The 11,751-nt window shown below is 34.9% G+C and carries 10 protein-coding genes; 1 reads left to right on the top strand and 9 read right to left on the bottom strand.

The window, feature by feature from the left end:
* Positions 1 to 70: 70 nt before the first annotated feature.
* Positions 71 to 250 (top strand): hypothetical protein, encoded by a 180-nt coding sequence (locus K332_RS0101005; RefSeq protein ID WP_026905749.1) that lies wholly within the window; start codon positions 71 to 73, stop codon positions 248 to 250.
* An 845-nt stretch (positions 251 to 1,095) separates the two neighbouring features.
* Here K332_RS0101005 and pepF read toward each other — a convergent pair.
* From pepF to K332_RS0100960, 9 genes are all read right to left on the bottom strand, one after another.
* The gene (gene pepF, locus K332_RS0101000) at positions 1,096 to 2,910 is read right to left on the bottom strand and encodes an oligoendopeptidase F (protein ID WP_026905748.1); all 1,815 of its coding nucleotides are present in this window, start codon (positions 2,908 to 2,910) and stop codon (positions 1,096 to 1,098) included.
* A gap of 71 nt (positions 2,911 to 2,981) precedes the next feature.
* Positions 2,982 to 4,199: a competence protein CoiA gene (locus K332_RS0100995; RefSeq protein ID WP_026905747.1), complete on the bottom strand. Its 1,218-nt coding sequence runs from the start codon at positions 4,197 to 4,199 to the stop codon at positions 2,982 to 2,984.
* A 150-nt stretch (positions 4,200 to 4,349) separates the two neighbouring features.
* The gene (gene mecA / locus K332_RS0100990) at positions 4,350 to 5,039 is read right to left on the bottom strand and encodes an adaptor protein MecA (protein ID WP_026905746.1); all 690 of its coding nucleotides are present in this window, start codon (positions 5,037 to 5,039) and stop codon (positions 4,350 to 4,352) included.
* A gap of 460 nt (positions 5,040 to 5,499) precedes the next feature.
* Positions 5,500 to 5,895: a transcriptional regulator SpxA gene (spxA, locus tag K332_RS0100985; protein ID WP_026905745.1), complete on the bottom strand. Its 396-nt coding sequence runs from the start codon at positions 5,893 to 5,895 to the stop codon at positions 5,500 to 5,502.
* A 245-nt stretch (positions 5,896 to 6,140) separates the two neighbouring features.
* Positions 6,141 to 6,728: a GNAT family N-acetyltransferase gene (locus K332_RS0100980; protein ID WP_026905744.1), complete on the bottom strand. Its 588-nt coding sequence runs from the start codon at positions 6,726 to 6,728 to the stop codon at positions 6,141 to 6,143.
* A gap of 158 nt (positions 6,729 to 6,886) precedes the next feature.
* Positions 6,887 to 8,113: a putative glycoside hydrolase gene (locus tag K332_RS0100975; protein WP_026905743.1), complete on the bottom strand. Its 1,227-nt coding sequence runs from the start codon at positions 8,111 to 8,113 to the stop codon at positions 6,887 to 6,889.
* 962 nt (positions 8,114 to 9,075) lie between these two features.
* Positions 9,076 to 9,645 carry a hypothetical protein gene (locus K332_RS21755; RefSeq protein ID WP_036687773.1) on the bottom strand — a complete coding sequence of 190 codons (570 nt, stop codon included), beginning with the start codon at positions 9,643 to 9,645 and terminating at the stop codon, positions 9,076 to 9,078.
* A gap of 3 nt (positions 9,646 to 9,648) precedes the next feature.
* A complete protein-coding gene (locus tag K332_RS0100965; RefSeq protein ID WP_026905742.1) occupies positions 9,649 to 10,281 on the bottom strand; it encodes an SCO family protein in 633 nt (210 codons plus the stop codon).
* The gene (locus K332_RS0100960) at positions 10,262 to 11,743 is read right to left on the bottom strand and encodes a cbb3-type cytochrome c oxidase subunit I (protein WP_051359306.1); all 1,482 of its coding nucleotides are present in this window, start codon (positions 11,741 to 11,743) and stop codon (positions 10,262 to 10,264) included. The genes K332_RS0100965 and K332_RS0100960 overlap by 20 nt, the downstream gene beginning before the upstream one ends.
* Positions 11,744 to 11,751 lie beyond the last annotated feature (8 nt).

Raw genomic sequence — 11,751 nt, 5'->3', positions numbered from 1 at the left:
CACTTCTATTATATTTTCTTATTACATATATATTAGTAGACCATGATTAGGTTCTTAAGGGGGAAATACTATGCGAGAGATAATTCCATATCTATTTATTATTCTTACTTTCTTTGCTGTTTTCTTGAATTTATTTGGATTAATGCAATTGATTCCATTGTATATTACACTACCAATTTTATTTCTTTGTGTTTATTTTACACTTTTTTCATTTGCAAATCGGAATAAATATCGAGGGCGAGCGCGATAATTATTTACTTTTATATTTAATTGATAGAAAACTTACTTATGGCTAGTTGAAAAGCTTGCTGATAGTTAACGAAGATTGTTTTCTAAAAGAATATATTTTCTCAGACATGATATTCTACCTAACAAATAGTTGATAGAAACTGCGCGGTAACTACTGTAAACATTTCCTCACTCTTAGGAATGGAGTGGGTGTAGTGCTAAAATCCCGCTCCGGCAGAATACTCCGCTTTTACTTCCAGCACAGGGGCGACATCTGTTCGAAAATACCTCACAGTGTCTACCTTGCCTCGGGCACGGCCTCAGCCTCCACGCGGAAAGTTCACCGCTGCGGGGTCTTCGGACACGTGCTGTTCCCGTAGGACAAATGTTTTCGGTGGGGCGAGTAATCGCAGTCCCAAGGAAGGCTTCGGCAGTGTAACATCGCACGGATAAAATCGATTTTTATTTTCGAGAAGTCTCCGTATTCTTCCTGCGCTAGTATTGGTTTTCTAAATGAAGATTAATTTAGAACATGTTTTTAGTGATATTTGCTGTCATTCTAATTCCAAACTTCATCAGCGGGGGAAATATACGGAGACTCCTGTGGGAGGACAGGCATAGGTGAGACCCCGCAACGACGAAGGAGTGAGGAGGCTCTCCAGCCGCCCACGGCAAGGTAGACACTGCGATGGTTTTTTCGAGCAGATGTCGCCCCTGTGCTCGAAAGTGAAAGCGAAGTATATTTCCCCCGCGGGTAGATGCTCAACCCAAGGTACCTAGATACCGCGCAGTCTATACAAAATAGCAACAAACCGTACGAAAACTACTTAACAAAAAGGATGATCAGCAATGTGATCATCCTTTTACTTATTTATTCAACAATAACTTTTCCATTTCATTAAGTTTTTCTTCAAATACATCTAATGCATCCAAGATAGGTTGTTTAGATGTCATGTCTACTCCAGCTTTTTTCAATACTTCGATTGGATAATCGCTACTACCTGATTTTAGGAAGCCTAGATAACGATCAACTGCTCCTTCTTCACCAGAAAGTATTTTGTTTGCAAGTGCAGTAGCAGCGGAATATCCTGTTGCATATTGATAAACATAGTAATTGTAATAGAAATGAGGAATTCTTGCCCATTCTAGACCAATTGCTTCATCTGATACAACATCTTCTCCAAAGTATTTCTTGTTAAGTTCATAGTACATTTTCGTTAAATAATCTGCTGTTAATGCTTCACCTTCTTGAGCACGTTTGTGAATCTCATGCTCAAATTCTGCAAACATCGTTTGACGAAAGACAGTTCCACGGAATCCTTCTAGGAAGTGATTCAATAGATATAGCTTTTGTTTTTCATCATCCAATGTTTTTAACATATGATCATTAAGTAGTGCTTCATTACATGTCGAAGCTACTTCTGCAACGAAAATAGAATAATTACCATAACGATATGGTTGGAATTTTCTTGTGAAATAACTATGTGCTGAATGACCAAGTTCATGAGTTAGTGTAAACAGGTCATTAACACGATCCTGCCAGTTAAGTAAGATATAAGGATTTGTACCGTATGTTCCAGATGAATATGCTCCACTACGTTTTCCTTTGTTTTCTTCCACATCAATCCAACGATTGCGGAAACCTTCTTTAATTACATCCATGTATTCTTCCCCAAGTGGTTGAATACTATCTAATACATACTCTTGTGCTTTTTCATAAGGGATTTTCATATCTACATCCTGCACTAAAGAAGCATACATATCGTACATATGAAGCTCATCCACACCTAGTACTTCCTTACGTAACTTAGCATAGCGATGTAATAATGGAAGTCTTTCATTTACCGCTTCAACTAAATTGTCGTACACTTGCTCAGGGATATTATTGTTATCTAAAGCAGCTTGTCGTGCTGACTCATAATGGTGCACCTTTGCATCAAAATTATGAGCTTTAACTGTGCCACCTAATGTAGATGCAAATGTATTTTTAAATTGACCATATGTATCATACATTGCGTTAAATGCGTCTTCCCTTACACGACCGTCTTTTGATTCTAGGAAACCAACATAACGACCATGCGTTAAGTCTACTTCTTCCCCAGCCTCATTTTTTATACTAGGGAATTTTAGATCTGCATTGTTAAGCATGCCAAACGTCTGTGACCCAGTAGATAATGCTTCAGATGCCTCAGCAAGAAGGGCCTCTTCCGTTTCACTTAACACATGCTTACGCTGCCTTAGAATTTCATTAAGGACATGTTCATAATGCTTTAAATCTTCTTTGTCTTCTAAATAACTTTTAATCGTTGTCTCATCCATTTTCAAAATTTCTGGGACTAAATAACTCATAGAGCTCTGTGCTAATGTCAACACAGATTCTGCTTTCGCGTTAAGCGCTTGATAGAATGAATTAGTAGTATCCTGGTCGTAACGCATATGAGCATATGTATATAGTTTTCCAAGTCTTTCAGATAATTGATCCTGTAGTCTCAAGACATTAAATAAAGTATCCGCTGACTCTGCTACTTTACCTTGATATTCTGTGATACTAGGAATTTCATCCTTTAGATTATTTAGTTCTTTTTCCCAAACATCATCGGATGCGAAAATATCCTCTAATCTCCACGTTCTCTCTACAGGTACTTCGCTTCTTGATTGAAGTTCTTTTGTTGCCTTTGCCATATTTCATCCTCCTATACTCTTCAACATAAAATAATTCATATAGAATAAATCAAATATCCTACAGAATTACTCTAATATTTAGTATAACGAATCAAGTGTGAATCATGCTCGTATTTTGTCTTGAAATTTTTTAAAATTTCGTCCATTAACTTATTGTCTCCAATAAGAGCATCTTCCATGTGCGTATAATGTATGATCTCCCTCTTTTTTACAAACTGATATTTGGATAGCTGTTGTATTAAATTTAAGGAGCAAAGTATCATGAGGTATTCTAGAATCGGGTCACCTGGAGATTTAATAAGAGGTAATGATTCAGTGGATATAGATCGTTGTAGTTGGTATCGACAAGTACTTAGTGAAAATGCACCTTCTAAAGGCAATGGGTCGATGATTCCTAAGCAGATTCTGCTCTGCCAATCCCAAGGAGGAGTTACCATCCTGTATTGGGAAGGAACTGGTAGATAAATAATAGATGGTAACTGTTCACGATGTGTTCCCTTATAATATAGCCATTTGTACCAGAGTTGTTCTTTTCCATAAATCCTTTTTGGATGGTAAATTCTAAACTTATATTTAGCTTTCTTCCATTCATTTATTAATAAATTTGGCTGTATACGAGATATTTTAAATATATTCTTAAAATGTATCTGTTTAAGCTTCTCCATGTTAAGAATTCCAATCATTCGATTTTTGTCTGTCTGATATAGGTTTGACGCAGTAAGGAAGATGTTTGAATGAGGGTCAAAGAAATACATTACTGGTAGATAATCGCGACTATATTGTTGAAGGAACTGAAGCGTAAAGTGATCTACTTTTAATAAGTTTCTACCTATGCGTTGAAAAAGATTAGCTCCCAATATCCATAAGGGTTGAATACCTCCAGATAAGTATCCTTTTGTCCGGCTTTGTACATTTACTGTGGGAATTCTTGCACATTGATATTCAATTGCAATTTTCTTTTTCCCTATTCTAAGGAAGATATCTGGACGTTGTTTGATAGATGGAATATATTCTTCCAAAGAAGCATTTAACCCTTGCGCCTGTAACCACCTGTATAACAAAAGCTTGCCCTGCTCATGATATACCCCCTCTCCCCCATCACTAGACTGACAGTCTGTTATACTTCGATGTGCAAAGTGAGCAATGGTTTTAGAACCTGCTTTAATAATTACCTTTTCATTACAAGTTGGACAAAAAAATTGTTGGTTTGCTCGTAGTTTTTCAATCTCCATTTTGGAATACTGAAATAAAGTAATTAACTTTCCATTATTTAATTTTGCTTGTAGCAAAAAATCACCTCCGTTATTATAAATTCGACGGCGGTTGCAAAAATCCTGCATTGAATAATAAATTAATTCTATACAGGTATTTTTCTTATGTCGTCGGAAAGGTTTTTATACTTTCCTAACTACAAAAAAGACACCTCTAAAGGTGCCTTCTTATACATTCGCAGGAAAATGGGAACGTACTTCTTCAAAAGTGGTGGTATCAAATATTTTCTTACCATATTCTTCTAATACATGAATCGTTATATTTGAATCATCACCAAATTCAAATACTCGTGAAATAATATCCTCCTGTGAATTCTCATCTAATACATCTTGTGAAAATTCCATATATAGATAGTACTTTCCATTGTAGAAATATAACGTTTCTTCTTCGCTACCGGTATCCTCTTGGAAATGGTGACTCAATTGAATCACATCTTCAAAATCATCAAAGCCGGCAATAATCCAAAGGTTTTCCTCAATGAAGCCCTCATCTAAATCAACATTTTCGCCATTTCCAAATTTCTCTTCCAAGAACGATTCAACCTTCTCATCAACTGGAATATCTATGGTAGAGCCATCTTCATCAATTGGAAATTCTAAATTATCCCCATTTTTTGAAAGCTGTGCTTTTGTAACCACTATTTCCAAACCTTTTTCTAGAGCATGAACTTGAATCCATAAAGGGCCATCTACATGAAAGTCTTCTTGATAATTTACCTCGTCCATCATTTGCCAGAATAATTGTTCACTGCGCTCTCGATTGTACCAAATTTCTTCTCTTCCGAAACCACGATCTTCAATGTCTACGTATGAAATAAAGAATTTAACCGTGTTCTCATTAATTCTTTCGATTTCCATGTATTTCTCTCCCTTCTTTTAATAGTGAAGCCAAAGCCAAAACCGTATTACTACGAGGGCTTTTGCTGTATGTTTTGGCAGAAGAAGGTCTGCTCCTGATCTCTATATATAAAGTATGACATCTTATTAATATTGTATGTTAGCATATTGCATAATGGAAATTAATATGCCTATAAAATGTAACTTAATTTACCGAGGTATTTTGCCACTACATTTTAGTACAAGATGATGACTACCTAACCACTTGAAATAATTACCATTAACTATAGTTGATGGATGCACACTTTCTTAGATTAACTATTCACTAAGGTTTCTTATTACTAGTATAATGCTGGAGAAATATCCATTTAAATTCTAATTTTAACTTATAATAATGGTTTTGTCATCTAAATAATTCCGATATCAAAAGCGCAGATCATTCATATTGATCTGCGCTTTTTTACTTTTCATTTGCTGCCTTCTAGTTTACCATGCGTCTTGCTTCCTCTAATTGAAAAGTTCGTACTGTTCTTGGTAAAAACCTACGAATTTCATCTTCATTATATCCAACCTGAAGTCTTTTAGCATCTAAAATAATCGGTCTTCTAAGCAGCCCTGGATTTTCTTGAATTAATACATATAGTTCTTGCAATGGAAGTTGTTCAATAGTTACATCCAGACTTTGAAATACTTTTGAACGAGTGGATATAATCTCATCAGTACCGTCTTCCGTCATTCGAAAAATCTCTTTAATTTCATTTAATGATAATGTTTCAGAGAACATATTTCTTTCCGTAAAAGCAATATCATTATTTATTAGCCAAGCCTTTGCTTTTCTACAAGATGTACAACTTGGTGAGGTATAAAGTGTTACCATAGTACTCACTCCTCAATATTTGATTCTATTTAATTAAACATTTTAGCTATTATTAAATTAAAATTACTATAAATAACTAACATGAATAATTATACTATATAGGTCAAATTAAGAATAGACTATTTAGCACCTATATTACATTGTTCACAAAATGTTTTGATTTACTACTATCTTTCCCAAATCAAATATCTAGTAAACACGTTTAGTAACAGAAAGGGCTGCTATTAGCAGCCCTTTCTGTTACTTTATTTACTTTTTTCTATTCCTGCTAATATATCATCGGATCCCCGCGCTTCATCAAAAGTCAATACTTCATCAACAGGTTGGTATGCTTGACCATATATTTCTTCGTCTTTATAAGTATGAATAGATTCATACATTTTCTTCATTTGTTCAAAAATTATTTCTTCTGATTCATTACTTGGCGACCAATAAAGGATTTCCATTGTGTTTTCCTTATTAGTAGCAAGTGACCTTCGATTATAACCTATTGACTGTGCGTGACTAAATCCTTCTCGCTTATAAAAATGAAGCCTTTTTTCAGTATCAGAGTCATCGTAATCTATTGGTTCTACTTCGAGAATTATCGGCTTATTTCGTTGCTTTAACTTTTCCATAAGCTTATGGCCAATCCCCTGTCCCCTTGATTTTGAAGAAACCCAAACATAATCAATAAATATAAACGTATTAAATTCTGCATACATTAAAACATGGTATGCACCTTCATCCTTATGATAAACGTCTCCTTTTTCTTTTAACAAAAGCTCCATATGTTCTTTCGATTTCATTTCCTCTATAGGGAAATATTCACTTAATTTCTCATACCAGTCCATGAATCTGCTCCTTCTTCTTTTCTACGTTGTAAGTATACCGAAATAACCCTAAGATGTTAAATCGCCTTTTGGGTTGTATATCTTCAGTATGTGTAGTTATCTAAAAAAAAGAGAAAAAAAGCCGAACTTTTTGTTAAAGTTCCGGCTCTTATCATCAATTATGGCGTATAATCAACGTTTTCACTATAAACGTTGCCTGCATTCCAAATTAGATACTCATTTATTCCATTATCTTTAAGTGCTCTAATTTGTGCTTCTACTTCTTTTTTTCCATATTGGGTAACTGGAATACCAGTCCCATTGTAAATCCATGGTGCTTCAAAATCCTGAATCCAAGGTCTAGATACTGGAGGGTTTTCGAGTTTTGAAAGTACCTCGTTTTCTACCTTTGCATATTCATCTGTTAAACGATAAGGCTCTGCATCAGGAAATGGAATGCCAAAGTAATTATTAGACCAATGACTCGGATAAATCATAGATGAAATAACATCCACATGTTCGGATATTTTAGAGAAGTTTTGACCGATACCTGGTGCTTCAGGAATTGTAGCAGAATATCCAAAAATATCTACTGCAACATCAATATCATAAGGCTCTAATTCTTGTTTAGCATATGCTACAAAGTCCGTTACAGCTTGAACGCGCTGCTTGACATTATCCGTACCATCATCAGCATATTCTCCTTTTGAATAACCTAACTCATCATCACGTTGCTCAAAACCTTCAGGAAATCTAACGTAGTCAAACTGAACCTCTTTAAAGCCTAATTCAGCTGCCATTTTCGCAAGTTCAACATTATACTCCCAAACTTCCTTCTCAAACGGATTTACAAAAGCTTCACCACGTGGATTTTTCCAAACTGCTCCATTTTCAGTAAAGGAGAGTTCGGGTTGTTTTTCAGCTAATACACTATCTTTAAACACTACTATTCTCGCAATTGGATAAATTTGATTTTCTTCAAGAGTTTTCATCATATCATGAATATCTTTAATATAGTTTTGACCAATATCAGCAAATGCCGAGTCTTTTTCTGGGTTAAATGTTAAATAGCCAAAATCATCTTTAATATCAATGACCATTGCATTCAGATCCGTCGTCTTGACTAGGTCTACTAGATGATTAAAACGACTTCCACCAGCTGAATGGCCTGTTACGTAAATACCACGAACAGCGTCCGGATACTCAAAATGATAGCCTGAATCAAATACGAATCGTTTCAAACCTTTATTTTCTTCAATTAACTGAATAGATGTTTGCCTTTCTTTATGAAAAGAAACAAGCATTTCCTCGTCCCCACTACTTTTAGTTGGCATTGCAAACGGCAGTATAATAACCAGTAGAAGAACAAGCGGTATCATAATTCTCTTAAGCTGTTTTTTGTTCATTCTATCAATCTCCTAAACCAAAGTTTAAGCTGCTCCCGGCAAGTTAAAAAAAACAACTTTTCGTTTGCAACACAATTAGTATCTATTATAAAACAGATATGTTAGATTTTGAATGGTATTTACTAGATATTTGTCTTTTTTTTAGAAAAATAGTCGAATATAGTTTATTTTCTTCCAATTGGTTATCATTTTAGCTTACAAAAAAATCATAGTGCGTATGAGTATGTATAGCAATGTTTATTTTAAATTATTGCTATAGAAGTTAGATGTTAATTACACAATTGTATAAAGTGCGAAGTAACTACATGAGGAATTACATTTCTGTACGTCATTTCGGAGTGGATAATTGGCTGAAATGACGAATAGGAACGTGCTATACATCATTTTGAAGCCAGTTAGATGTTTAGAACATAATCATAATCCTAAGAGATTTTATAAAGTGATTATAAGAAGCCTTATTCAATCTTATTATCTATGTTTATTGAAACTTGCTACTGTACTTACTCGTATTTACTAGAAAGGGAGATACATTATGAAAAAACAGTTAATATTTCTATTGCTCTTAGCTATCCTATTATTATCATTCTGAGCAAGTAAGTAAATATATAGGACTCTACCAAAAGCTATGGGAACATGGGCTTACTTTTGAATTTATAGAAAAATAAAAAAGTGACCTATTTAAGTGCTTCAGTTATAAACCATTAGGGGCATTAGCTAAATAACAGAATAACAACTAATGTAAAGGCCTTAGACCATTGGAATATAGAGCTAATGTAGCTTAAATCATTTTTATTATTTCCACTGTCTTGACAAGGGGAAGTTCAAACCCTAAAACTCCAGAATTATTGTCATAGCAATAAAAAATAGCAGGAGAATTATCCTGCTATTTCACCTGTTAAATATAATGTTCTTTTCTATTTTGTACTTCACAACGGAACCGTTTAGACATAATATCTCAGCTTTTACTCTGAAATATCTTCTTCCGCTGAATGGTCTGTAAATACATATTGTAAAACATACATGACCATCAATGCAGTGATAAAGATAAATCCCCAGCCTAGTATTTTCTGTTGAGCTAATAAATAATTATTACATATCTGTATTGGTGAATCTAAATATAACCATCCCATTAAACCGAACATCGATAAATAGTTTAGAAATATAAATACCCTTCCAAATACTTTAATTTTCCGCCAACTATCTACTAGAAGAATACCGACTAGGGGCAAGCTAATGAATTTGAAAAGTTCATACAAAGGGAATGTTAAAGCCTCATCCAAAGTTCTTGGAAGCATCCAAAACATTGTAATAGCAACAAATACGATTATTCCAGGGATACCATTATCATTCAATAATTCAAATACTCGTGGTGCTTTATCCATTAGGAACTCGCCTATGAACCAACCAACTACAATTAATAAAGGTAATTGGATAAGCATATGAATAATCATAATGGATTCCATGTAAATCCTGATTGGAGGGATAATCAAAATTAGTAATATTAAACTACCTATTACTAAAGGTTTCTTCATACGCTATCCCTCCATATCATTTAGAAGTGTATCTATTACCTTATCTGCTGCTGCCTCTGTCTTTTTATAGTCCATCACTTCAAGTAACTCTCCGTCACGACCAACAAAATAGAATGCTGAATTATGGGTGAATCCACCCTCACCATCAGGAATTACAATTACACCAAATTCATCTAGTAAAGAATCTAACTCCTCTTGATTGTTTATCCGAGCCATTCTCCAAGTCTCACCATCACTGTTAAAAAAGTACTGATACTTTTCCAATGTAGTTGGATTATCGCGTTCCGGATCAAAGCTAACACTCAAAAAGACTATCTCTTCCCCAAGTAATTCTTTCGGAACTTGATTATAGACCTCAGCTAGATTCATTTCTAGCTGAGGACAAACATCTGTACAAGATGTGTAAATAAACGTTAGCATGGCATACTTACCCTTAAATTCAGAAAAAGGATAAACTCTTTCTTTGCTGTCCTCTAAGGTTACATCTGGAAATATAGGCTTTTCTTCCATCAGTCGATTGATTCTAGCACTCTCCGCTGTGAATGCTTGGAATCCATTTGTTCCAAAGTAAAACAGAAAGAAACTAAGAACGATACTAAAACAAATTAGTATAACGTTACGCAGGTTTTTGTTCATTCAAACCGCTTCCTACTGTTCCTCTATTCTTCAAATAACGCACGAAATGAATAATGAATATAGTTGTAGCGATTACTAGAAATACTCCTGCGATAGCTCCAAATACTGCTGGAGTCATCCAACCCGGATAATGAATTGCCCAGCGTCTTGGTGTACTTAATGCACCTGAAACTAAGAATTGAGCACTAATTGCGAACATTGCAATTGCGTAGCACCAAAATGCTATCTTGTCTAATTTAGATTCTTTTACATTACTATCAATTTTTGCCAAATAATAAGTAAAGGAGAATAACATAACGACTGCACCTAGACCCATGTACATATGGAAATGCCCAGGTACCCATTTGGTATTGTGCATAACATGGTTAACTACGATTGTTGCATCGACTACAGCCGGTACAACACCAACTGTCCAACCAAACATAGATAGAAACGCTAGACCTGATGCCATATCCCATTTAATACCTGATTTATAAACGACCATTAATGCACCATATGCTGTTACGACAAGAACTGGTAAACCATTTGCATAGGATAATGCCTGCCCCATGATAAGCATCCATTTTGGCATTGCAAAGTCCATTAACATATGGTGTGTATAGATAACTAAAGTAAATGCTGTCGACATTGTCCAAGCTACTAGGAAAAGCTTTGAAACCGCCCAAGGACGATTTGCATACTTAGGTAATAGCTCATATACGACAATAACTCCCATATAAATAATTGCGTTAGCAAAGATATGTCCAAAAGCGTAAGTTAGGTTTTTAGCTAACATTGGATCAAAAGTAAATGAAGGGTTAATTACATTGATAATGTTCATAATTAGAACAGCTGCACCTGCAATTAAGGCAGTCGTGTTTACAATCGTAACCATTGTACTTGCCACAACCGCTTTAGGTGGTGCATCACTCACTTTCTTTTTGCCAGAAAGAACATCCCAACCTAAACCTTTGCCAAGACTTCCGTATTTTTTAATAATGGCTCTACCTGTGTCAATATATAATAGTAAGAAACCTGTACCTAATATAAGCATACCGAAAAGATATAATAGAGCGCCAGTTACTCCCCATGCATTTGCTGATATAGCAGGTAATGGATATAGGAATGTCCATGCACTAGCATATTTAAATGAAAACACCCCGATAACTACCAAAACAACTCCGATTAATACTAGTCCTAAAAACCAGATAAATATTTTTTTAGACAGTTCCACATATCGATTTAAGAAATACCACATTACTCCAGCAGCTGCGAGTGCTGCAGCTCCTACCATTCCGGTTCCATGAATCGTTAAGAATTGATAGAATGCAGCGTCTGATACATCAATTACTCCCCCTTGTGCAAGAAGCATTAATATACCAAATATCATCATAACAGCGATTAATACTCCACCAAGTAATAAAGAGGTTGAAACTAGTTTGTTATTTGATTTCAATTTTTTATTTTCAATTGCTGTACTCATTCTAGACA

The sequence above is a fragment of the Paucisalibacillus globulus DSM 18846 genome, assembly GCF_000482485.1.
In the GTDB taxonomy this organism is placed as follows: Bacteria; Bacillota; Bacilli; order Bacillales; family Amphibacillaceae; genus Ornithinibacillus; species Ornithinibacillus globulus.
Note: the sequence above shows the minus strand (reverse complement) of the source record. Positions and strands in the feature narration are given on the sequence as shown.

Excerpts from the sequence above, each read along its gene's own strand:
- K332_RS0101005 (WP_026905749.1), top strand. The coding sequence starts at position 71 with ATGCGAGAGATAATTCCATATCTATTTATTATTCTTACTTTCTTTGCT.
- pepF (WP_026905748.1), bottom strand. The coding sequence starts at position 2,910 with ATGGCAAAGGCAACAAAAGAACTTCAATCAAGAAGCGAAGTACCTGTA.
- mecA (WP_026905746.1), bottom strand. The coding sequence starts at position 5,039 with ATGGAAATCGAAAGAATTAATGAGAACACGGTTAAATTCTTTATTTCA.
- spxA (WP_026905745.1), bottom strand. The coding sequence starts at position 5,895 with ATGGTAACACTTTATACCTCACCAAGTTGTACATCTTGTAGAAAAGCA.
- K332_RS0100980 (WP_026905744.1), bottom strand. The coding sequence starts at position 6,728 with ATGGACTGGTATGAGAAATTAAGTGAATATTTCCCTATAGAGGAAATG.
- K332_RS0100975 (WP_026905743.1), bottom strand. The coding sequence starts at position 8,113 with ATGAACAAAAAACAGCTTAAGAGAATTATGATACCGCTTGTTCTTCTA.
- K332_RS21755 (WP_036687773.1), bottom strand. The coding sequence starts at position 9,645 with ATGAAGAAACCTTTAGTAATAGGTAGTTTAATATTACTAATTTTGATT.
- K332_RS0100965 (WP_026905742.1), bottom strand. The coding sequence starts at position 10,281 with ATGAACAAAAACCTGCGTAACGTTATACTAATTTGTTTTAGTATCGTT.
- K332_RS0100960 (WP_051359306.1), bottom strand. The coding sequence starts at position 11,743 with ATGAGTACAGCAATTGAAAATAAAAAATTGAAATCAAATAACAAACTA.